This window comes from Flavobacterium sp. DSP2-3-1 (assembly GCF_049896865.1).
In the GTDB taxonomy this organism is placed as follows: domain Bacteria; phylum Bacteroidota; class Bacteroidia; order Flavobacteriales; family Flavobacteriaceae; genus Flavobacterium.
This window is the reverse complement of sequence record NZ_JAFCVD010000007.1, coordinates 60,624-82,012: the sequence shown is the minus strand read 5'-3', so window position 1 is coordinate 82,012 and position 21,389 is coordinate 60,624. Positions and strand designations below refer to the sequence as shown.

Annotated in this window: 22 protein-coding genes; 9 read left to right on the top strand and 13 right to left on the bottom strand. The window is 35.1% G+C overall.

Going from position 1 to position 21,389, the window contains the following annotated elements; all coding sequences use genetic code 11:
• Positions 1 to 67 precede the first annotated feature (67 nt).
• Genes ACP7AT_RS09540 through ACP7AT_RS09520 form a run of 5 tightly spaced genes read left to right on the top strand, consistent with a single transcriptional unit; the run spans position 68 to position 3,443 of the window.
• On the top strand, positions 68 to 1,297 hold the full coding sequence (locus ACP7AT_RS09540; RefSeq protein WP_426064098.1) for a nitrous oxide reductase family maturation protein NosD: 1,230 nt from the start codon (positions 68 to 70) through the stop codon (positions 1,295 to 1,297).
• The gene (locus ACP7AT_RS09535; RefSeq protein WP_426064097.1) at positions 1,294 to 2,016 is read left to right on the top strand and encodes an ABC transporter ATP-binding protein; all 723 of its coding nucleotides are present in this window, start codon (positions 1,294 to 1,296) and stop codon (positions 2,014 to 2,016) included. The genes ACP7AT_RS09540 and ACP7AT_RS09535 overlap by 4 nt, the downstream gene beginning before the upstream one ends.
• The gene (locus tag ACP7AT_RS09530) at positions 2,000 to 2,767 is read left to right on the top strand and encodes an ABC transporter permease subunit (protein ID WP_426064096.1); all 768 of its coding nucleotides are present in this window, start codon (positions 2,000 to 2,002) and stop codon (positions 2,765 to 2,767) included. Before ACP7AT_RS09535 ends, ACP7AT_RS09530 begins: the two co-directional genes overlap by 17 nt.
• Entirely contained in the window at positions 2,767 to 3,060 is a 294-nt protein-coding gene (locus ACP7AT_RS09525; RefSeq protein ID WP_426064095.1) for a hypothetical protein, read from the top strand. The genes ACP7AT_RS09530 and ACP7AT_RS09525 overlap by 1 nt, the downstream gene beginning before the upstream one ends.
• 11 nt (positions 3,061 to 3,071) lie before the next feature.
• The gene (locus tag ACP7AT_RS09520) at positions 3,072 to 3,443 is read left to right on the top strand and encodes a group III truncated hemoglobin (RefSeq protein ID WP_426064094.1); all 372 of its coding nucleotides are present in this window, start codon (positions 3,072 to 3,074) and stop codon (positions 3,441 to 3,443) included.
• Positions 3,444 to 3,512: 69 nt separating this feature from the next.
• On the opposite strand, the gene ACP7AT_RS09515 is transcribed toward ACP7AT_RS09520, so the two are convergent.
• From ACP7AT_RS09515 to ACP7AT_RS09505, 3 genes are all read right to left on the bottom strand, one after another.
• Entirely contained in the window at positions 3,513 to 4,067 is a 555-nt protein-coding gene (locus ACP7AT_RS09515; protein WP_426064093.1) for a fasciclin domain-containing protein, read from the bottom strand.
• Positions 4,068 to 4,134: 67 nt separating this feature from the next.
• Positions 4,135 to 5,367, bottom strand: coding sequence for a hypothetical protein (locus tag ACP7AT_RS09510; protein ID WP_426064092.1), 1,233 nt, complete (start codon positions 5,365 to 5,367; stop codon positions 4,135 to 4,137).
• 6 nt (positions 5,368 to 5,373) lie between these two features.
• Entirely contained in the window at positions 5,374 to 5,967 is a 594-nt protein-coding gene (locus ACP7AT_RS09505) for a Crp/Fnr family transcriptional regulator (protein ID WP_426064091.1), read from the bottom strand.
• A gap of 255 nt (positions 5,968 to 6,222) precedes the next feature.
• Here ACP7AT_RS09505 and ACP7AT_RS09500 point away from each other — a divergent pair, with 255 nt between their 5' ends.
• Positions 6,223 to 8,037, top strand: coding sequence for a hypothetical protein (locus tag ACP7AT_RS09500; RefSeq protein ID WP_426064090.1), 1,815 nt, complete (start codon positions 6,223 to 6,225; stop codon positions 8,035 to 8,037).
• Positions 8,038 to 8,177: 140 nt separating this feature from the next.
• On the opposite strand, the gene nadB is transcribed toward ACP7AT_RS09500, so the two are convergent.
• The 10 genes from nadB to ric form a co-directional block, all read right to left on the bottom strand.
• Positions 8,178 to 9,707, bottom strand: coding sequence for an L-aspartate oxidase (gene nadB, locus ACP7AT_RS09495; protein WP_426064089.1), 1,530 nt, complete (start codon positions 9,705 to 9,707; stop codon positions 8,178 to 8,180).
• Positions 9,707 to 10,636, bottom strand: coding sequence for a quinolinate synthase NadA (nadA, locus tag ACP7AT_RS09490; RefSeq protein WP_426064088.1), 930 nt, complete (start codon positions 10,634 to 10,636; stop codon positions 9,707 to 9,709). Before nadA ends, nadB begins: the two co-directional genes overlap by 1 nt.
• 76 nt (positions 10,637 to 10,712) lie before the next feature.
• Positions 10,713 to 11,972, bottom strand: coding sequence for a pyridoxal phosphate-dependent decarboxylase family protein (locus tag ACP7AT_RS09485; protein WP_426064087.1), 1,260 nt, complete (start codon positions 11,970 to 11,972; stop codon positions 10,713 to 10,715).
• Positions 11,973 to 12,710: 738 nt separating this feature from the next.
• Positions 12,711 to 13,145 carry an RrF2 family transcriptional regulator gene (locus tag ACP7AT_RS09480; RefSeq protein ID WP_426064086.1) on the bottom strand — a complete coding sequence of 145 codons (435 nt, stop codon included), beginning with the start codon at positions 13,143 to 13,145 and terminating at the stop codon, positions 12,711 to 12,713.
• 77 nt (positions 13,146 to 13,222) lie between these two features.
• Positions 13,223 to 13,687 (bottom strand): hemerythrin domain-containing protein, encoded by a 465-nt coding sequence (locus ACP7AT_RS09475; RefSeq protein WP_426064085.1) that lies wholly within the window; start codon positions 13,685 to 13,687, stop codon positions 13,223 to 13,225.
• Positions 13,688 to 13,698: 11 nt separating this feature from the next.
• Positions 13,699 to 14,148, bottom strand: a complete 450-nt coding sequence (locus tag ACP7AT_RS09470; RefSeq protein WP_426064084.1) for a CopD family protein — start codon at positions 14,146 to 14,148, stop codon at positions 13,699 to 13,701.
• A gap of 55 nt (positions 14,149 to 14,203) precedes the next feature.
• The gene (locus ACP7AT_RS09465) at positions 14,204 to 14,893 is read right to left on the bottom strand and encodes an anaerobic ribonucleoside-triphosphate reductase activating protein (protein WP_426064083.1); all 690 of its coding nucleotides are present in this window, start codon (positions 14,891 to 14,893) and stop codon (positions 14,204 to 14,206) included.
• Positions 14,877 to 15,041, bottom strand: coding sequence for an anaerobic ribonucleoside-triphosphate reductase (nrdD, locus tag ACP7AT_RS09460; RefSeq protein WP_131477748.1), 165 nt, complete (start codon positions 15,039 to 15,041; stop codon positions 14,877 to 14,879). Before nrdD ends, ACP7AT_RS09465 begins: the two co-directional genes overlap by 17 nt.
• 278 nt (positions 15,042 to 15,319) lie before the next feature.
• Positions 15,320 to 17,440: a ribonucleoside triphosphate reductase gene (locus tag ACP7AT_RS09455; protein WP_426064082.1), complete on the bottom strand. Its 2,121-nt coding sequence runs from the start codon at positions 17,438 to 17,440 to the stop codon at positions 15,320 to 15,322.
• 39 nt (positions 17,441 to 17,479) lie between these two features.
• Positions 17,480 to 18,211, bottom strand: coding sequence for an iron-sulfur cluster repair di-iron protein (gene ric, locus ACP7AT_RS09450; protein WP_426064081.1), 732 nt, complete (start codon positions 18,209 to 18,211; stop codon positions 17,480 to 17,482).
• Between the two features lie 306 nt (positions 18,212 to 18,517).
• On the opposite strand from ric, the gene ACP7AT_RS09445 reads away from it, so the two are divergent.
• The 3 genes from ACP7AT_RS09445 to ACP7AT_RS09435 all read left to right on the top strand — a co-directional run bounded on the left by ACP7AT_RS09445 (position 18,518) and on the right by ACP7AT_RS09435 (position 21,303).
• The gene (locus ACP7AT_RS09445) at positions 18,518 to 18,952 is read left to right on the top strand and encodes a c-type cytochrome (RefSeq protein WP_426064080.1); all 435 of its coding nucleotides are present in this window, start codon (positions 18,518 to 18,520) and stop codon (positions 18,950 to 18,952) included.
• Between the two features lie 11 nt (positions 18,953 to 18,963).
• Entirely contained in the window at positions 18,964 to 20,391 is a 1,428-nt protein-coding gene (locus tag ACP7AT_RS09440; protein WP_426064079.1) for a cbb3-type cytochrome c oxidase subunit I, read from the top strand.
• A 132-nt stretch (positions 20,392 to 20,523) separates the two neighbouring features.
• Complete coding sequence (locus ACP7AT_RS09435; RefSeq protein WP_426064078.1) at positions 20,524 to 21,303, top strand: CbbQ/NirQ/NorQ/GpvN family protein; 780 nt, start codon at positions 20,524 to 20,526, stop codon at positions 21,301 to 21,303.
• Positions 21,304 to 21,389 lie beyond the last annotated feature (86 nt).

Here is a 21,389-nt window from a genome sequence, read left to right as displayed (position 1 = left end):
AAATCAGTAAGGAATTAAGAATAATGTGTTCTCTTAATTAAATTCTGATGGTTTAATTTTAAAAAAAATGAAAAAAATTCTCTACCTATTTCTGTTTTTTTCTTCATTCCTTCATGCTCATGTGATTGAAGTTGGGGCTAACAAACCGATAAGATCAATAAAAAAAGCCATTAATCTGGCTAAAATAGGTGACACCGTTTTAGTGCATAAAGGTGTGTATCGCGAAGGCAATATTGTTATTGACAAAAGAATCGTTTTTCTGGGTAAAGAGTATCCGGTTTTAGATGGACAAAAAAAGTATGAAGTACTTTCCATTAAAGCAGATAGTGTGGTTGTGCAAGGTTTCAAAGTGATAAAATCAGGGTATGCCTCACTCGAAGATCCCTGCGCAATTAAAGTGTACAATAAAAATCATGTTGTTATACAGAACAATATTTTAGATGATAATTTTTTTGGAATTTACATCCAAAATGGTAAAAACTGCCTGATAAAAAATAATACAATTGTAGCTTATGGCAAAGAAGAACAGCAAATAGGTAACGGAATTCATTGTTGGAAAAGTGAGAATCTCCAAATTATCGCTAACACCATTTCTGGTCATCGGGATGGGATTTATTTTGAATTTGTTACCAATTCCGTTATCTGGAGGAATATTTCAACTAACAATATTCGTTATGGCTTGCATTTTATGTTCTCTAATGACGACGCGTATATTACCAACATTTTCAAGAATAACGGCGCCGGCGTTGCGGTAATGTTTACCAAAAATGTCAAGATGTTCAATAACTATTTCGAAGAAAATTGGGGCGATGGCGCTTATGGCTTATTCCTTAAAGAGATCACGGACAGCCACATCATTGGAAATAAATTTTCTAAAAACACTTCTGGAATTCACATGGAAGGAACCAATCGGATTCGGGTTGAAAAAAACGTATTTGAAGCCAACGGTTGGGCGATGAAAATTCAGGCCAGTTGTGTAGACAATGAAATCGTACATAATAATTTTATTGGGAATACTTTTGATATGGGAACTAACGGAAGTTTAGTTTTAAACAAGTTTGATACCAATTATTGGGATAAGTACGAAGGATATGATTTAGACAAAAATGGTGTCGGCGATGTGCCGTATCATCCGTTGAGTTTATTTGCGGTTTTAGTCGAAAATAATCCCTCGGCGATGTTGTTGTTTCGGAGTTTCATGATCACACTTTTGGATAAATCCGAAAAAGTTTTGCCCAGCATAACTCCAGATAATTTTATAGACAATTCACCTCTAATGCATTCATTACCATTATGATTGAAATAAAAAATATATATAAAAAATTCGGAAAATTAGAGGTTTTAAACAACATTAATCTTTCCTTTACTAAAGGAGAATGCATTGCTTTAATTGGTCCGAATGGTTGTGGAAAAACGACTTTGATAAAAAGTATTTTGGGAATGGTTATTCCTTCTAAAGGCGATATTTTATTCAATGAAAAATCAATTTTAAAGGAATTTAAATATCGGGAACAAATAGGATACATGCCGCAAATAGGTCGTTATCCGGATTATATGACAGTAGGGCAAATCATCGAAATGATAAAGAAAATTCGAAATTCGGATCAGGTTTTAGATGAGGATTTAGTCCATGCATTTGAACTCGAAAAAATAGTTAACAAACAAATGCGGACGCTTTCAGGTGGAACAACGCAAAAAGTAAGTGCTACATTGGCTTTTTTGTTTAATCCTGAGGTGTTGATTTTAGATGAACCTACAGCAGGATTAGATCCATTGGCTTCCGAAATATTGAAAGAAAAAATTATAAAAGAAAAAGAAAAGGGAAAACTAATCTTGATTACTTCCCATCTTTTGAGCGAATTGGATGATTTGATTACGCAAATTATTTACATGCAAGACGGAACAGTACATTTTCATCAAACTATCGCGGAATTATTGGAATCAACAAACGAACAAAGAATATCGAAAGCAATTGCTAAAATCTTAAAAAACAAAAGCAATGAACAGAATCATTAAAATTATTTTTCTAGACATTCTGAAGAACAATATTATACTTGCGTATACCCTTATTTTAGCTATTCTTTCATGGAGTTCATTTGGGCTTGAAGATAATTCTGCTAAAGGATTGCTTACGATTTTGAATATAATTTTATTCACGGTTCCGTTGGTTTCCATTCTTTTTGCCACAATTTATTTGTACAACAGTACGGAGTTTATTGAGCTTTTATTAAGCCAGCCCATTAAACGCAAGAAAATTTGGTTGAGTCTGTTTCTCGGACTTTCGTTAGCAATGGTTTTAGCCTTTTTTATTGGTGCCGGAATTCCGCTATTAATCAATGCGCCGGATAGCGTAGGTATTATGATGCTCGTTATAGGTTGTATGATTACGTTGGTCTTCGTGGCTTTGGCATTTTTAAGTTCGATACTGACCAGAGACAAAGCAAAAGGAATAGGGATTGCCATCATGGGCTGGTTGTATTTTGCACTGCTTTTTGATGGTATAATTTTGTATTTGTTGTTTCAATTTTCGGATTATCCAATTGAAAAAGCAATGATTGTTGTTACTGCGTTCAGTCCAATAGATTTAGCGAGAATTCAAATCTTGTTGCATCTGGATGTTTCGGCGATGATGGGATATACCGGAGCAATTTTCAAAGATTTTTTCGGGACATCTTTGGGATTGCTGCTTTCTTTCTCGTTGCTGTGTTTGTGGATTATAATCCCATTTTTCATTTCATTAATTAAATTTAAAAACAAAGATTTATAATGTTTAAAGAGATACTTCAAAAACTAGAAAATGCTGCTAATCCAGTGGCGCAAGTGGTTCAAAATACTTCTTGCAGTAAAGTAATGGTAATTGCTTTCAAAAAAGGAATGATTCTTAAGGAGCATAAAACGGATGTTCCTGCTAAATTATTAGTGATAAAAGGAAATGTGATTTATAAAGAGGAGAATCAACAAAACGAACTCTTTCTTTATGACGAACAAGAAATTCAGGTAGCAGTTTTGCATTCCGTAGAAGCTTTGGAAGACAGTTTGTGTTTATTGTTTAAAGGCTAAAAAATCTAGAAATGAAAACAGATATTAAGAACAAAAACGACATTGAGAAACTGATAAACACTTTTTATGGTAAAATAAAAACAGATACTAAAATCGGTTATTTTTTTACGGACATTGCCAAGGTGAATTGGGAAGATCACTTGCCTAAAATGTATGATTTCTGGGAAAATATTATGTTTTCAAAAGGAAATTATACAGGAAATCCGATGACTAAGCACAAAGAGTTGCATCAAAAAAGCGAAATGAAAGAAGCTCATTTCCACCATTGGAATGCCTTGTTCAATGAAACTGTTGATGAGTTATTCACAGGAGAAAAAGCAGAAGAAATCAAACAAAGAGCCATGAATATTTCGGCAGTATTGATGTACAAAACCATAGGATGAAAAGCATAAAAAAAGCGTAAACTACTTAAGTTTACGCTTTTTTCAATCTGGCAAAATGAATTAATAATATTATTTCGGAAGTAAAACATCATTTATTACATGTATAATTCCGTTTGATGTTGGGATAGAAGCGATTATTTCTGAGCCGTTTACAAATACTTTATCACCTACTTTGGTGATTTTTATTTTTCCGGCATTCACTTGTTCATATTCCTGACCGTCTTGCATGTACTCTGTTTTTAGATTTCCTACGTAAGTATGATACTCTAATATGTTTTTCAAATCATCTTTTTTCTCGGGTTTCAATAATCCTTCAACGGTTCCCTTTGGGAGTTTATCAAAGGCAGCATTTGTTGGTGCAAAAACGGTAAACGGTCCGGCATTGCTCAATACATCCACTAATCCTGCTGCTTTTACGGCTGTTACAAGTGTGGAGTGATCTTTGCTTCCGGAAGCTGTCTGAACGATATTTGGATTAGAAGCTTCGTCAACCACGGCAGACTGTCCAAGACCTTGGGTTGCTGTGTTTTCTGTTGTTGTTTCAGATGGAGCTTCGCTATATTGTTTACAACCAAAAATGGTAAAGAAACAAACTACAGCTACTAATTGAATTGATTTTTTCATAATAAAGGTTACTTTGGTTTTATACAGCAAAGTACTTCATTATCAATTGTTTATTATATGCGTTCAATCATAAAGGCGGATTGTTTTTAACTTTTTTGATGGAAAAATAAGTAGTAAATCCTATTCCTAAAAGCAAAAGTAAGGCGACAACGAAAAGAACTTCATTCACATACGGAATAATAGTATAAGTGAACGATGCAAGACCTTGAATGGCGAGAACCAACTCGTTTAATAGAACACCAATGGAAAATAGAACCAAGCCAATTTTTATCTTTTTACTAATGAAAATCAAATGGCTGGCATAGATATAAAACAACAGGAACAATGTGATTACCGCCAATAAAACCAAGTGTAAATAGGCGATTACAATTGGCCTGAAACCAAAAGCAAGCTGGCTCAATGATGGTATTGTTGAACCCAATTGCAGAATGAATTTTATGCTTAATGCCAAACAGGAAAAAAGTAAAATATAGCGTAACAAAGGAGCGAAATTTTTTAAATACTCTTTTTTTGTTTGCATTAAAATGACAAGAAGTTTAAACCATGTAAAAACCTGAATTATTGCTGCAAAGACAGAGATTGCGTAAAGCCAAACGGGTAAATCCAACCAAAGTGTGGACAAAAAATAGGCAGGAATACAAGAAACAGCAAACAGCTTATAGGAAGTTTCATAAAAGGAATGTTCTGATTTTTTTAGATTTAAAAAGCCAAAAAATAAACCCATACAACCAAAGAAAAACCAACCGTTATATTGAAAATGGAGAAAATAATAGATAGATGATAAGTACAAATCCTGAATGACATTTTTACTGGCCATCATATACGCCAAGTAAAAAGTCCCGAAAGAGGAAATAATATTAAAAAATAAGGCGGCCTTAAACCAGTTTATCGCAGCAAAATCAGCATCGATTTTTCTCAAGTCTTTGATGTAATAATAGCCAAAAATATAGGAAACCAAAATCGATGCCGTTGAGAAAAATATGGAAATCATTCCATATCCCTGAAAAATAAAGAAAATTAGCATCCCGTAAGAACAAATTAGATTGGCTATGAGTATTTTTCGGTATTTGTTTACATAAAAGTCTGCGTTTTTGTTTTGAAGATAATACACCATCAATGTCATCAAAGTGTGGGTGATCCATCCTGAAAATGCAAAATGGGAATGGGAATGTAATATGTTTTTTTGATTGAAATATGGAAATTCAAAACCAATTTTATAACGCATTAAAACGCCAAGAGCGGCAACTATACAAAGATTTATCAAGGAAAATTTAAGCCAAAATTGGATGTTTAATTTCATTTTTTTTTAATAAAATATTTTGTGATTGATAATGTCAACTTTGTTGCACTCATTCATTTTTGAAAAAACCCGAATCACCGTTTCGACTCTCAAACCGGTAAAATTTGCAATTTCCTGTCGCGTGTATGGAATTAATACTCTACTTCCCTTACATTCTGATTTTCTTTTGTGTGTGTTCAAAAAGGCAAGAATTCGAAACTCCGGTTTCTGGTTGATAATCTCTTTTGAAGTATTGGATTTTGAGTGAATTTTATTGGCAAGTAAAATCAGAAATGATTTTTGAATCAAAGGATATTCATCAAGAATTTTTAAAAATTTATCTTTTGATAACTTCATGATAGTACAATCCTGAATGCAAACTGCTTTTGACGGATACGGTTGGTCAATAAATAATGGAGGTTCACCAAAACTCTCTCCTTTACAAAAAAGTCCTTGTGTAAACTCTTTTCCTTCGTCATTTGAGTTAAACATTCTCACGCTTCCATCAATAATCTGATAATAAAAATGAGCCACTTCATCTTCATTGAAAACGACTTCGTTTTTTTTGTATTTTTTAGCAACAGCACCCCAGGAAAAAAGTAAGTCTATGTCAATTTGCATAATTAAAGAGAAATTAGGAATGTTCTATTTTACAGATAATGTGTTGATTATTTTCGTTTTGTGTCAGTAAAGCTTTTATAAAATTAACAAAAAAAATAATAGGAAACTGTAAAATTTATTGAATTTAAAATAATTTTGAATAGTATCCAGAATGGCTAAGGTATTGCAAGAATGTATTGTATCGCATGATATTTATCAGTTTTTATGCGGTTTGTTTTCTCGACTTTTGTGGTTTATTTATTTAAATCATTTAGCATGACAACATTTAAACCACTCCATACATTTCATATCCCGGTGATGGGACTTGCGTATACGATTGATAGTCCGGTACGAGTTGCGAAGTATGGAATTTCGTCTGTGATTTCAATTATGGACGATGAACTTATCGAAAAAATGAATGCTTTTTACAGCAAAAAATTTGATTTGCCTTACCAGGAAATTACCCAAAAAATACATGATTATCGCGCAGAACGCATTACTTCTTATCTGAATCTGGTAGACAAAATCGTAAAGGAAAAATTCGATAATTTCAAAACGGAATTAGCGGAAAGTAAAATAGCTTTGGAAAATTACATCGCTATGCTGCCCAACAAATCAGAGATTAAAGTAGGCTTGCAAAACTTGTTGGAGGACGGTTTTGCTTTCAAAGAAAATATCAAAAATTATCTGGAGAAGAATCTTTATCCGGGCGAAATTGATGTCAATATTATGACCAAATTGGATAAGGAAAATTTTATCAAAGATGAACAGTTGCCAATTATTTTTAATGATGCACATGCTGCGCTTCGTGGGTTTGTCAACAGTACATTAGAATCTTCGGTAGTTTTATCGGCAGGGATGAATCCAAGATTATACAGTTATTTCGAAAGTTTTTCGGCTTTCTTCCCTGATTCGAATAACTCTCTGAAGAAGAAAATTACGCTGAAAGTGAGTGACTTTCGTTCGGCGATGATTCAAGGAAATTTTTTAGCTAAAAAAGGACTTTGGGTTTCTGAATATCGAATCGAATCCGGACTGAATTGTGGCGGACACGCTTTTGCAACCGATGGCTTTTTATTAGGACCGATTCTAGAAGAATTCAAACAGAAAAAAGAGCAATTGATTCAATCTGCACATGAGTTGATGGTGAAAGCGTTGGGACAAAAAGAAATGCATGTTCCAGAAAAGCCTTTGGATTTAAAAATCACGGTTCAAGGCGGCGTAGGCACTGCTGAGGAACACGATTTTCTATTGGACCATTATGATGTGGATTCTGTTGGTTGGGGTTCACCGTTTTTATTGGTACCTGAAGCCACATCGGTAGATAAACACACGAGATCATTATTGGCGGGAGCCAAAGAAAATGATTTGTATTTAAGCCATATTTCGCCTTTGGGAGTTCCTTTCAACACATTGCGTGGAACGACAAATGAAAAATTGAAATTGAAACGAATAGAGGAAAGCAAAGCAGGAAGTTCGTGTCCAAAACGATTTTTGGCGTTAAGTAAGGAATATGATGCGAAAGGAATTTGTACGTCTTCGAAGAAATACCAAGACTTGAAACTGGATGAATTGCTGCTTGAAAAAGATATTTTAACTGCTGAAGTTTTCGAAAAAAAGAAAACTAGTATTACGGAGAAAGCCTGTCTTTGTGTGGGTTTAGCCAATGCTTCGTATCTTGAAAATGACATTGAAATAAAAGGTCAGGCGCAGGGTGTAATCATTTGCCCTGGACCCAATATGGCTTATTTTGATAAAGAAGTTTCACTCTCGAAAATGGTGCAGCATATTTATGGAAACGCATCGGTGTTGACGGTTACCAATCGACCAAATCTATTTGTGAAAGAGTTAAAAATGTATTTGGATTATCTGAAAAATGAAATCTCAGCGGTTACGGAAGAAATCACTGTGGGACAAATTAAGAAATGGAATTCGTTCAAAAATAATTTGCTACTAGGAATCGGATATTATGAAGATTTATTTTCAACAACTCCTTTTTTCGAAAGCACTAAAAATGAGATTTTCAATCAATTCGATATTTATATAAACGAACTGATTGCTTTTGAGATTCCAGAATTAAAATTGGCATAATAAAAAATCGGCTTGACTAATTTTCAAGCCGATTTTTTTATTTTTATTAGCCTATTTAAAATTTAAAAAGGCTCTTAGTTTGGAATAATTTTTTAGAATGTTTCTGCTTTTTAGAGTTGAAAAAATGATTTCTATATTTCTTATAAAGCATTGATTTTCATAAAACCACCACGGTTATCCTTCCGTTCAATGGAGTGCTGCACAATTAAATCCCCAATTGTAATCATGTTTAGTAATTCGTACAGCGCGACACTAATTTGATGGGTTTTACTAATTTCTTCCATTTCATTTTTCCAATGTAAAAGCTGTTCTTTCGCTTTCGGTAAATCCAATTCATTTCGCACAATTCCTGCATTCTGACGCATCAAAAGCTGTAATTGGGCCTTCCTTTTAGCCAAATAATCCGAATTAATTTCAGGTTTTTCAGCGGATTTCCAATTTGAAATGATCCCATTAAATGGACTATTTTCAATAGAAACATGGGACAAATAAGCATAAATTTTGTCGGAATATACGAGCGCTTCCAATAAGGAATTGGAGGCTAATCTATTGGCACCATGCAAGCCGGTTCGGGAACATTCGCCACAGGCAAATAAATTTTCTATTGATGTTTTCCCGTTTTTATCGACTGTAATTCCGCCACACAAATAATGCTGTGCGGGAACAACGGGAATCCAGTCTTTTGCTATATCAATCCCAATGCTTTTGCAACGCTCATAAATCATGGGAAAGTGCTTGATAAAAGCGTCTAAGTCCAGATAGCTACAATCTAAATAAACGCAATCATCTCCTGATTTTTTTAGTTCCAAATCAATGCTTTGCGAAACGATATCTCTGGACGCTAATTCTCCTCTTTCATCATAATTCAGCATAAACCGAAGTCCTTTTTGAGTACGCAAATACGCTCCAAAACCGCGAACTGCTTCCGAAATTAAAAATTTAGACCCTGCTGAAGCATCATATAAAGCGGTAGGATGAAATTGAATAAACTCCATGTCTTTGATGGCAGCATTTGCACGAAAAGCCATGGCGATACCATCTCCGGTAGCTATAACCGGATTGGTCGTATGACCGTAAAGATGGCCTATTCCACCTGTGGCCAGCACTGTAAAATCAGATTGGAATGTGATAACTTCTTTTGTTTTTTCATGCAATGCATAAGCGCCAAAACAACAATTATTTTGGGTTATCAAATCAAGTGCAAAATAATGGTTCAGAACGGTTATGTTTTCTTTTTGATGCACTTGCTCTAAAATGGCACGCTCAATTTCATAACCCGTTTGGTCTTTATGATGTACCACTCTGTTGCGTGAATGGCCGCCTTCTTTGCCTAAATCAAAACTTCCTTTTGCCGTTTTATCAAATTTGGCACCCCACGTTATGAGTTCTTTCAATCGTTTCGGGCCTTCGGTGACGACCATTTTGACGACATCAAGATCACACAAACCGTCTCCGCAAATGAGGGTGTCGTCAATGTGTTTTTGATAGGAATCCTCGGTTTCGTCAGTAACAATGGCAATCCCGCCTTGCGCATATTTTGTATTGGATTCATCTTCGTTCGACTTGGTAATTATCGTGATTTTTCTATCAGGAAATCGTTCTGCAATTTTTATAGCAAAAGTTAATCCTGCCACGCCAGAACCAATGATTAAGTAATTTGTAGCAATCATTATTTTGATAATTCAAGCATTCGTTCAATAGGAACTAAGGCTTTTTTTCTAATATTTTCAGGGACATCAATTTCAGGGCTTTCATAAAGCAAGCAATCATATACTTTTTGTAATGTATTCATTTTCATATAACCGCATTCACTACAAGCGCAGGTATTATCTTCTTTTGAAGGAGCCGGAATCAATATTTTATGCGGGACTTCCTGTTGCATTTTGTGTAAAATTCCCGCTTCGGTAGCCACAATAAATTGATTGTTCGGATTTGTTTTTACATAGTTAATCATCCCGGCTGTTGAACCAATATAGCTTGCTGTTTGCAGAATATGTGTTTCCGATTCTGGATGTGCAATTATCGTCGCAGCAGGATATTGTTTATGGACTTCGATTAATTTATCTAGCGAAAAAGCTTCATGTACCACACAGGAACCGTCCCATAGCAGCATGTCTCTTCCTGTTTTGCTGATGATGTATTTTCCTAAATTCTTATCCGGGGCAAAAATAATGGGCGTTTCTTTGGGAATGGATTCCACTATTTTTAAAGCATTTGATGAGGTACATACAATATCACTCAACGCTTTAATTTCGGCAGAACAATTCACGTAAGTGATGACAATATGATCGGGATGTTCATCAATGAATTTTTTAAATAAATCCGGTGGACACGATTCTGCCAATGAGCAACCTGCTTTCAAATCGGGCAGAATTACTTTCTTTGTCGGGTTTAATATTTTGGCAGTTTCGGCCATAAAATGTACGCCGGCAAAAAGGATAATATCGGCATCCACTTTCATGGCTTCTTGTGATAATCCCAAGCTGTCACCCACATAATCCGCAATATCCTGAATATCGGCTTCTTGATAGTAATGGGCTAAAATAACCGCATTTTTCTCTTTTTTCAATTCCAATATGCGCTCTTTAAGATTTTTCATTAGTTAAGTTTTAAAAAAAAAACATCATTTGTCATGAATTTCCACTTCAAATTTAGGAAGTAGATTTTATAGTTCATTACACTAGAACAATTTCGTTTTGCTGTTGAAGTGCAGTTTTTAAGTCTGTTGTAAAAGCCATCAAATGGTCTATTTCGACATGATCCATAATAACAATTTTGTACCATTGATTATTTCCGTCGTGTTTTTGGGGAACCAAATCGAATTTTTTCACCAATTCTGGTGTAATATATTCGGCTTGAATGGTTGCAATATTCATAAAAGGTTCTCTGAAATAGTTCACGTGTAATGCATCCAACTGTTCACACAACCACTCTGTTCTCATTTGTAAAATCCGAATTTTTTCACACCATCCAAAAGGGCCATACGTAAATAAAATCATCCAGACCGCTACGGCATTTGCACCGGACCGGCTACCGCAGAGCGTCAAATCCATTCCTTCGACATATTCAGCTTCTTTTGTCAAAACATTTTCGATTAATCCTTTTCGGCAAATAAAAACTCCTGTTCCATAAGGAGCCTGAAGCATTTTGTGCGCATCGATGGTTATGGAACTGATTTTTGGGTTTTCAAAGTTGATTTCGGATGCTTTATTGCTAAACGGATATACAAAACCACCATAAGCGGCATCAATATGTAATTTGTATTTTAAGTCGTGTTTTTCGAGGATTTCAATATAATCATTCGGGTTGTCAATCGCACCAAACATCGTCGTTCCCATATTAGCAACTACGATAAAATATTTTTTCCCTCGTTTTTTAGCGTTGATAATGCTATTTTCTAGCGCGAATATGTCAATAGTGCGATTTTCAAAATCAACAGGAATTTTTAACCAATCCAGCATCAATACATTGGCCGCTTTCGGAATGGAATAGTGGGTATCTTCTGAAGCTATTATAGCAATTTCGGACAGACTGGAATTCAGTTTGTTCATGAAATAGTTGCGATACATCCAAATGGCCTGGATATTCGCTTCGGTGCCACCAGGAGCAATATAACCGTCAAAGGAATTGGGTTCAGCTTTAAAAACATCAACGGCAAGCACATTCAAAACCTCCCGTTCTATTTCCTGTGTTCCTCTAAAAGCTTTTTCAGAAGTGCCAAAAGTATGGCAGCCAATATGATTGGGATTGGCAACATAGGTTTGTAAAATGGGCGCATCTTTTAGAAATTGAGCTTCTTCATTGAATACTTTTCCATCTAACTTGGATGCAGGATACCCCAAAGAGGCATCATGAGAGAAATTCACATTCTCGCCTAATGCTTTTTGAATGCGAATTTGCCTTTCTGTTGGGGTGATTTTTTTCCAGAATTGCATGATTACTTTTTTTACCAAAGCTACATGCTAAAAAAATCAGAAAATATGATAAATGTTAGGTTTTGATTTTAAAAAACGGAAAGTTTATAAGCGTAATTTTGATAGTGTGGGTTCATTAAATTGCGCAAAGTCAGAGAAATTTGCAGCCTTAACGAGAAAACTATTTAGAGGGGAACTTTTACGGAGCTGGTTTTTGATTTGCCAGTAAAGAGCTTTTTTATTTTAAAAGTATAAAAATAATAACTTTAATTATTTGTTGTTGTGGCTGATGTTTGCGGACACGGATCGCAAATCCGCGCTTTCAAATCCGTGACATCGGGATTTATGATTCGTGCCTATAAAAAGTCTTTTTATTATTTATACTGTTAATTGATAAAATGAAAGTAAAAATACATTAGAACAAATGGAATTATTATGTAGAATATTTGCCAAGTAATTGCTATTTTTTTTGATGCATTTGATATAATGATTTGTAAAATTCCAATCAAGCAAAAAAGAACATAAATGTAAGTTGGCCATGCATTTCCGACAAACATTAAAACATTAAAAATCACTCCAACTATCAATATGAAAACACCAAAATAGTGAAGGAATAAATTTCTGTTTTTCATCTTTCAATTCTTTAAGTTTCGAGAACTAATGGTAGATACTATTTCTGTTTTACAAGTAATTTGAGATTTAAATTAAGCCTAAAACTTCCAAGCTTACTAAACATTTTTATAAAAAAAATACTTTTGGTTAATACCGCAAAAAAGTATCCCCTGATTTTATTCCCATTGCTAATTCTTCCAGGTTGGTGTTTTCGAGCATGAAAGCCAATTCATTTTTGATAGACTTGAATTTATCGTGAACCGGACAAGGGTGATCTTCGGAGCAGTGACTTAATCCTAAACCGCAACCGGTAAAAACGCGATCTCCATCTAATGACGTTACAATTTGGGATAGTTTTATTTGGCTCATGGTTTCTTTTGGGATTTCAAATCCGCCACCAACACCTTTTATAGAACGGATGATATTAGCCTTGGATAATATCTGTAAAATTTTGGCAGTAAAAGCCTCGGGAGAATCTATTTTTTTTGCAATATCTCTAAGCCCAACTCTATTATTTTGATAGGATTCGGATGCTATAAAAATGGTGGCCCGAATTCCGTATTCACAGGTTTTAGAAAACATAGTTGTTTTTTTACAAATTTAGAGAAATACTTGCTATTCCTTTTGAATATCCTTTATTTTTTGGGTTGGCTATTTTTTTAAATCCAAAAAGGATCATCGTTATTCTCTGTAAAAGATTCTTCAGTATGAATTTCTTTAATTTTAGCCAATTGGTCTTGGGTGGCTATTTTTTGAATTTCAACAAATAAAATGCGTTCCTCAAAACGAATGTGTGCTTCCAATTCTTCCTCAATGAGTACTAAAGACTTTTCTACATTGGTAGTTTGCTTGAATAAGCGTTTCAAACGACGATGTTCCGTCAACGATCGTTTTACAAGGTCATTTTCTGCATTTAAAATAGGAAAGACGTACTTTTCTTCCAATTCGAAATGCGGTTTTAAATGTGTTTTGTAAAACCAATGTGAATATTTTTTGATGCGATCGGGTTCAATTTGCTTTGAAAAACCCGTTCGTATTTTCCAACACAATTGCAAGCCATGGTGATGATCGTGACTTAAAGGTTGTAATTCCGGAGCTCTTTTTAATGGTTTATTTGACATCATAAGGTATAAATTTAAAACCCGCCAAAACGGATGTAAGAGCCAAAAATGAGCATCAATACACCAATTGTCGTAACGGATAGTATGTGAAAAGCCATTTCAGGCAACTTGTCTGGATTATTTTTAAGTTTGGGAATTACCCTAAACTGTGCGCTCAAGGCGAAGGCTACAGTCAAAAACAATAAAAGTAATTTTGTTGAAATTACTTTCTCAACAGGAGTGGCAAATTGGAACCAATAATCGATACTAACGCCATATTTGTACGCCATTAAAATTCCGGTAACGACCAGTAAAACCAATGCTGTCATTCCTGCAGGCTCATACTTTTTTTCGTAATTTAAAATAATGCTCGGGTCTTTCTCTTTAAGGGCTTGTGGCAAATGACCAAAGACCAGCAACAAATGGCCGCCCACCCAAACTGTAGCACTTAAAAGATGGATAATTAACAAAAAATGATGGTTCATGTAAAATTTTATTTATTTTTAAAGATACGCTTTTGTCAGCAACTTTACTTTAGAATCAACCTCTAAAATGTACTTTAATGCGTCCGGTAGAAAGATGTTCCTTTTCCAATTCCCTAACAGAATAGCCCAGTTTTTCTAACGTATTCGCTCCATTTACAAAATGCTGTATGTAATAATTTCCCTGATAGTTTTGCTGCTCTAAATACTGTATCATCGCTTGCATGTGATTCGTATCTGTCAAATCTGAATGTACCGTGGTGCGAACTTCAAACGGAAGCCCACTTTCTACTAATAAACGCAACGATTTTTCAAAAGGCAGAAAAAGATTGGACTGCGTTATTTTTTCAAAATGAGCGGGCATGGCTTTAAAATCCAGCGCCACATAATCGATCAATTGATTTTCAAGTAATTGTTGCAAAATTTCAGGTCGTGATCCATTGGTGTCAATTTTTACTAAAAAGCCCATTTTTTTAATTTCGGTTATAAGTTGAATGCTGTTTTTATGCAATAAACATTCTCCTCCGCTAAAAACCACCGCGTCCAGCAAATTTTTTCTGAAATGAAGAAAAGTGAGTGCTTTTTCGAATGAAATTGTTCCTTTTCCAAGCACAATTTCAGGATTGTAGCAATACAAACAACGCATATTACAGCCTGCAAACCAAAGAATGCAAGCTGATTTATGCGCATAATCTAATAAAGTGAAAGGCGTTATGCTGAAAATGGGGTTACTAACATTTTCCTTCACTAAAATGAGTTCGCTGTTTGTGTTCTCCTTTTTTTCCAATATTGAAACTTTCTACGGGTCTGTGATAACCCATTACTCTTGTGTACACTAAACATTTGGTTCTCAAATGTTGGTTTTGTTCTAAAATCGGGTTGGTTTCTGTTTTCATATTTTTAAAGGTTTAAAGTTAAAATTGTATAAAGTCAAAAAAGTCATATGCTATAAATTTCAAGTTGGTTTCTCAACAGGTCAAACGCATTAAATATCTGAACCACATAGAAACATAGAATTTAATTTTTGATTTAAATCGGTTCCGAACAGTCGAAATTTAGGTGACATAGAAAAAAGCAAATGCTTTTTTTCCTATAGTAAACTCTTATCACCGTCAAAATTTATTTTTACAGGAATAAACACTATGTTTCTATGTGGTTTAAACATCAATTTATTTTAAAACGCTTGCCCTGAGTTACTCAACTTTAAACTTTTTTCTTCAAGTAAAGCGTCATCGCATTTTGGGCAATATTCGTGCTCGCCATTCAAATACCCATGAACCGGACACACACTAAACACTGGCGTAACGGTGATGTAAGGCAATTTAAAATTAGATATTACTTTCTTTACAAATTGTTTGCAGGCTTCTGGCGAACTGATTTTTTCACTCATATACAAATGTAAAACCGTTCCACCGGTATATTTACATTGCAATTCATCTTGCAAAAACAACGCTTCAAAAGGGTCTTCGGTGTGATCTACCGGAATCTGGGAACTGTTGGTGTAATAAATATTGTCGCCCTGTCCTGCTTGTATAATGTTTGGAAAACGTTTTTTGTCTTCCTTGGCAAATCGGTAGGTGGTACCTTCAGCCGGAGTGGCTTCCAAATTGTATAAATTCCCGGTTTCTTCTTGGAATTCTTTCATTCGATTCCGAATATGTTCCAAGATTTCTGATGCAAATTCGATTCCTGACGATGAAGTAATAGCATCTTGATTTCCGGTAAAATTTGCAATCATTTCGTTCATTCCGTTTACACCAATAGTCGAAAAATGATTTCTGAAATGTTGTAAATACCGTTTGGTGTACGGATACAAACCACGATCGTACATTTCTTGGATAAACACTCTTTTTTTCTCCAAAGTAGATTTAGAAATATATAATAACCGATCTAATTGTTTGAATAATTCTTGTTTGTTTCCTTTGAATAAATAACCCAAACGCGCCATATTAATGGTCACGACACCAATGCTTCCAGTCATTTCCGCACTTCCAAAAAGTCCGTTTCCACGTTTTAACAGTTCTCTTAAATCGAGTTGTAAACGACAGCACATGCTGCGAACGGCATTGGGTTTATACGCGTTTTCGTTTTCTGTTTTATTGCCATTTTCATCCAAAATATATTGACTTCCAATGAAGTTCTGGAAATAGGATGAACCGATTTTGGCTGTGTTTTCAAAAAGCAAATCTGTATTTTCGCCATCCCAATCAAATTCTTCGGTAATGTTTACTGTTGGAATAGGGAAGGTGAACGGCTGTCCGTTAGCGTCGCCTTCGGTCATTACGGTGTAATACGCTTTGTTGATGAGGTTCATTTCCTTTTGAAAATGCTCGTAACGCAATTCGGTTACTTTTGTAACACCTCTTTCCCTGGCTCGCAATAAGAGATCATAATCAAAATTATTTTCGAAAAAATGAAAATCATTTTTCGTTGGAATTTGGGTTTTCAAATCATCGGGAACAACCCAGTCCAAAGTAATATTTGTGAAAGGCGATTGTCCCCAACGCGCCGGAACATTCAAATTGTAAACAAAACTGCGAACGGCTTTCAAGACATCCTCAAAAGACAAATCATCTTTGAAAACATAAGGCGCCAAATAGGTATCAAACGAACTGAAGGCTTGCGCTCCGGCCCATTCGCTTTGTAAAATCCCAAGGAAATTTGCCATTTGTCCCAAAGCTTCTCTGAAATGCGAAGGCGCTTTGCTTTCCACGCGTCCGCGAACGCCATTAAAACCATCGTTGAGCAGCACCCGCAGGCTCCAACCGGCGCAATATCCGGTCAAACAATCTAAATCGTGAATATGAATATCGCCATTGCGATGCGCATAACCCTCTTCTTTTGTGTATACCTTGTCGAGCCAATAATTGGCAATTATTTTTCCGGCAACATTGTTGACCAATCCCGCATTAGAGTACGAGGTATTGGCATTAGCATTAATGCGCCAATCCGTTTGTTCAATGTATTCTTCGATGGTTTGCTTGCTGTCAACATAAGTGGTGTCCTCGTTTAACCCATTCACATGTTCGCGTTGCAATTTGCGAGTATGTCTAAACAACAGAAAGGAACGCATGACTTCGAAATATTGTTTTTCAAAAAGGTTTTTTTCGATTAAATCCTGAATTTCCTCAACGGCCCAGGTTTCTTTGGATTGTAAATCCTGAATAATTTTTTCGAAAAGAATTTCATCAAATGCTATGGAAACACTCTGAAAGCTTTTTTCAATTGCGTCTTTTATTTTGAAAGGCTCAAAAGGTTTGTATTCGCCGTTTCTTTTGATAACATATTTTTCCATAGCACGTGATGATTTTAAATTATAGAATTGGAGTGTATTTTATTCTTGTTCGGAGAATTTTTTTTCTAAAAGCATCGCGCTTGGAAACAAAATGTTGTTTTCCAAATGAATGTGTTTGTGTAAATCCTGCTCAAAATCAGCTAGCATGGCATAAGTCACACGAAACGTACTGCAACCATCGGCCGGTGGCGTATAATTATTGGTTAATGCTGCTATTTTAACAAAACGATCGCCTTCGGTTTCATGCTCTTGCATCATCATGGCAATTGGGTTTTTAACAGTTCCAAATTGTGGTTTCACAATTTGTTCCTCGTTAAGCGCTGCTTTTGCCATTTTTTTGATAAAAGGAAACAGCATCAGTTCTTCTTTTTTCATGTGTTGCGCTAATTCGCCCGCACAACCAATAAAGAGTTCATTGATTTCGAATAATTCAGGATGATTTGCACCATGTACTTTGCACAGTTTGTCTAAAAAAGGAAGTAAAATTTGCGTTTTTTCTTCTACATAACGGTGATGCGTTTTCTCAATGTAATCGGCCAACAAGTCCAAAGGCCATGTTTTAAAATCAATGGCACTGTCATTTTTGGTTGCCAAAACCGTATTTATCTGGTCCATTAATTGATCCGTATCAACGCCTTTTTTTTCGCAAGCTTCCTCGATCGTTCTATTGCCTTTGCAACAGAAATCTATTCCGTATTTTGAAAATATTGCTGCTGTTCTAAAATCTTTTGCAACGTATTCTCCAATTGTTATTTTCTCTAAAGTTTCCATAAGATCTGTTTTCGATTAAAATTTATTTATACAAAAATAATCATTATTTTTAATAAAAGACAAATTTATCCTTAATTAATTTTTTAAATTAATTTTGTTTATAAAGCACTAATTATAAGGAGTATGTATTTTTTTTAAATCATTTTTAATGAATATTAATGTTATAATTTAAAAAATAATAAAAAGATGATTTATATCATGTTTTAGCTTTTTTTAAAGTCATTAATTTGCAACAAACAAATAAAAGACACTTTTGTCTTTTATTAGAATTAGAGTAAATTTATTAACAAACAAAAACAAATACTTATGCTTTCAAAATCACAGGCAAGAGCATTTTTTTTAGGAGGAACATTAGTCACCTTTTTAATCTTTATAGGACTGACTATTTATTCGTTCATGCCAAGGAATGATCAAACAAACTACAGTAAGATTACAAAAGAAGTAGTGAGAGGAAAAGAAATTTGGGAGACCAACAATTGTATGGGCTGTCATACTATTATGGGCGAAGGAGGCTATTATGCTCCCGAGTTAACAAAAGTAATGGAGCGACGCGGCGAAGGGTACATCAAAGCGGTTTTGATGTCGCCAATTCCTTGGGCACCAAACGGGCGAAAAATGGTGGCTTATAAAATGAATGAAGCGGATGCCAATGCCATGGTTGCCTATTTCGAATGGATTGGAAAATTAGATTTAAATGGTTTCGACCGCATCGTTTCCCCTTTAGCTAAAGAAAATAATTAAAATTTTTAAAAATGAAATATAAATCACAGAAAGTAGCCTACTGGTTTTTTGCATTGTGCATGCTTTTATTCTCGCTGCAAATTGTCTATGGCTTTATCATGGGCTTTGACCGAATAGGAATTCAAGGATTGCATGAAATTATTCCTTTTAACGTGGCACGAGCGGTGCATACTAATTTGTTGGTGGTATGGTTGTTAACCGGTTTTATGGGTGCGGCATATTACATTATTCCCGAAGAAGCGCAACGTGAATTAATAAGCGTGAAATGGGCTTATGTACAACTGATTTCCTTAGCTATTGTTGGCGTTGTTACTATAATTGGTTTTCATTTCAACCATTGGGAAGGAAGAAAATTTCTTGAAATTCCAAGAGAATTAGACTATTTGGTAGTCATAAATGTACTGTTGTTCTTATTCATAATTTTGGGTACACTTTATAAAGGAAAACGACAAACTACCACGGCTTTGGTACTAACAATGGGATTGTTTTTTGCAGCCCTGCTTTACATACCCGGAATGATTTGGTTTGACAGCCAGGTAATGGACTCTTTTTTCCGTTGGTGGGTGGTTCACTTGTGGGTTGAAGGTGTTTGGGAATTAATTATGGGAGGTATTTTATCTTTCTTATTGATTAAGTTGACTGGAGTGGACAGAGAAGTTATCGAAAAATGGTTGTATGTAATTGTTGGTCTTACGTTTCTTTCTGGAGTTTTGGGAACTGGGCATCACTACTACTACATTGGAGTAAATAAAATTTGGTTGATCGTTGGTGGTATTTTCTCTGCCTTAGAACCTTTAGCTTTCTTAGCGATGGCATTATTTGCTGTGAATATGTACAGAAAAGGGGAAAAAAGCCATCCAAATAAAATCGCGTTATTCTGGACAATCGGTTCAGCTATCGTTTCTTTTGTAGGTGCTGGATTACTTGGTTTTGCACATACATTGCCACAAACAAACTTGTATACGCATGGAACTTTAGTAACTGCAATGCACGCTCATTATGCATTCTGGGGTGCTTACGCTATGATTGTTCTAGCGATGATTAGTTATGCTTTACCCAATTTAACGGGGCGTAAACGTTACGAAAGCGCACAAGGTATGATGGCTTTTTGGTTATCGAATATTGGAATCTTGGGGATGACGGTAGCCTTTGGTGTTGCAGGAGTTGCTCAAGTGTATATGGAACGAAAAATGAAAATGGATTTCATGGTTGTTCAAAGCGAAATCAGTATTCATTTTGTAGTGCTTCTTATTTGTGCTACCATGTTTACAATAGGAATTGGTCTATTTATTTTTGATTTTATTAAATACGGAAGACCTACAGATGAAGCTCTTGAAGCAGACAATCAAGGGCATAAAGTAGATGGATATAAAATCGATGGTCATATAATTGAAAATCTAACAGGAACAAGTGAGAAAAAAGGAAAAACAGTGATTTAGAACTGAAACCTTTTTTGTGTAACGGAATACTTAAAATAAAATTTCCAGAATGCTTTAACCACCGTTTTTTAGAATTGCATTTCCGAAAAAACAATAGTTATCGTGTTCTGGTTTTTTTCTAAAACAATAAAAATGTTAGTAAATATCCCATATTATCACGCGGTAGGCAAAGAAAAAGAGGTCTTTGAACACGCCTATAAAAACAAAATTCCTTTCCTGTTGAAAGGACCAACTGGAACAGGAAAATCCCGTTTTGTGGAATACATGGCACATCATTTGGATAAAAAAATCATCACGATTAGTTGTCACGAAGAAACGTCATCAACGGATTTAATTGGACGATTTATCATTAAAGGTGCCGAAACAGTTTGGCTGGATGGACCATTGACCACTGCCGTAAAAGAAGGAGCGATTATTTATTTGGATGAAATCGCCGAAGCGCGACCAGATGTTATTGTAGCCATTCACTCCCTGACGGATCACAGAAGGGAATTATTCATAGACAAATTAGGCGAAACCGTAAAAGCACATGACGATTTTATGTTGGTTGCTTCTTTTAATCCCGGTTATCAAAGAGGTTTTAAAGAACTAAAACCATCAACTCGTCAGCGATTTATTGCCGTTTCTTTTGAATATCCGGAAACGAAAATTGAAACTGAAATTTTGGTAAAAGAAACGAATGTTGATCCTGATGTTGCCAAAAAACTGGTAGCCATTGGAAACAAAATCAGAAACCTAACTGAATTGGGTCTGACAGAAACCGTTTCGACCCGACTCTTAGTGGATGCCGCCAAAATTATTCATTCGGGTCTTCCAAAACGATTGTCGGTTCATGTGGCGATTGTAGAACCGTTAACCGATGATTTACAAACGGTGGAAGCATTGAAGGATTTGTGTGATTTGATGATATAGAAAAAAGTGGTCAGTGTTCAGTTTTTTAATGTTCAGTCGCATGGATGATTAAATAAGTGTTTCATTGATGAGAAAGCTGCTTTTAC

What these genes read in the sequence shown, in the direction of transcription:
- ACP7AT_RS09540 (WP_426064098.1), top strand. Translation starts at nt 68, where the DNA reads ATGAAAAAAATTCTCTACCTATTTCTGTTTTTTTCTTCATTCCTTCAT.
- ACP7AT_RS09535 (WP_426064097.1), top strand. Translation starts at nt 1,294, where the DNA reads ATGATTGAAATAAAAAATATATATAAAAAATTCGGAAAATTAGAGGTT.
- ACP7AT_RS09530 (WP_426064096.1), top strand. Translation starts at nt 2,000, where the DNA reads ATGAACAGAATCATTAAAATTATTTTTCTAGACATTCTGAAGAACAAT.
- ACP7AT_RS09525 (WP_426064095.1), top strand. Translation starts at nt 2,767, where the DNA reads ATGTTTAAAGAGATACTTCAAAAACTAGAAAATGCTGCTAATCCAGTG.
- ACP7AT_RS09520 (WP_426064094.1), top strand. Translation starts at nt 3,072, where the DNA reads ATGAAAACAGATATTAAGAACAAAAACGACATTGAGAAACTGATAAAC.
- ACP7AT_RS09515 (WP_426064093.1), bottom strand. Translation starts at nt 4,067, where the DNA reads ATGAAAAAATCAATTCAATTAGTAGCTGTAGTTTGTTTCTTTACCATT.
- ACP7AT_RS09510 (WP_426064092.1), bottom strand. Translation starts at nt 5,367, where the DNA reads ATGAAATTAAACATCCAATTTTGGCTTAAATTTTCCTTGATAAATCTT.
- ACP7AT_RS09505 (WP_426064091.1), bottom strand. Translation starts at nt 5,967, where the DNA reads ATGCAAATTGACATAGACTTACTTTTTTCCTGGGGTGCTGTTGCTAAA.
- ACP7AT_RS09500 (WP_426064090.1), top strand. Translation starts at nt 6,223, where the DNA reads ATGACAACATTTAAACCACTCCATACATTTCATATCCCGGTGATGGGA.
- nadB (WP_426064089.1), bottom strand. Translation starts at nt 9,707, where the DNA reads ATGATTGCTACAAATTACTTAATCATTGGTTCTGGCGTGGCAGGATTA.
- nadA (WP_426064088.1), bottom strand. Translation starts at nt 10,636, where the DNA reads ATGAAAAATCTTAAAGAGCGCATATTGGAATTGAAAAAAGAGAAAAAT.
- ACP7AT_RS09485 (WP_426064087.1), bottom strand. Translation starts at nt 11,972, where the DNA reads ATGCAATTCTGGAAAAAAATCACCCCAACAGAAAGGCAAATTCGCATT.
- ACP7AT_RS09480 (WP_426064086.1), bottom strand. Translation starts at nt 13,145, where the DNA reads ATGTTTTCTAAAACCTGTGAATACGGAATTCGGGCCACCATTTTTATA.
- ACP7AT_RS09475 (WP_426064085.1), bottom strand. Translation starts at nt 13,687, where the DNA reads ATGATGTCAAATAAACCATTAAAAAGAGCTCCGGAATTACAACCTTTA.
- ACP7AT_RS09470 (WP_426064084.1), bottom strand. Translation starts at nt 14,148, where the DNA reads ATGAACCATCATTTTTTGTTAATTATCCATCTTTTAAGTGCTACAGTT.
- nrdD (WP_131477748.1), bottom strand. Translation starts at nt 15,041, where the DNA reads ATGAAAACAGAAACCAACCCGATTTTAGAACAAAACCAACATTTGAGA.
- ACP7AT_RS09455 (WP_426064082.1), bottom strand. Translation starts at nt 17,440, where the DNA reads ATGGAAAAATATGTTATCAAAAGAAACGGCGAATACAAACCTTTTGAG.
- ric (WP_426064081.1), bottom strand. Translation starts at nt 18,211, where the DNA reads ATGGAAACTTTAGAGAAAATAACAATTGGAGAATACGTTGCAAAAGAT.
- ACP7AT_RS09445 (WP_426064080.1), top strand. Translation starts at nt 18,518, where the DNA reads ATGCTTTCAAAATCACAGGCAAGAGCATTTTTTTTAGGAGGAACATTA.
- ACP7AT_RS09440 (WP_426064079.1), top strand. Translation starts at nt 18,964, where the DNA reads ATGAAATATAAATCACAGAAAGTAGCCTACTGGTTTTTTGCATTGTGC.
- ACP7AT_RS09435 (WP_426064078.1), top strand. Translation starts at nt 20,524, where the DNA reads ATGTTAGTAAATATCCCATATTATCACGCGGTAGGCAAAGAAAAAGAG.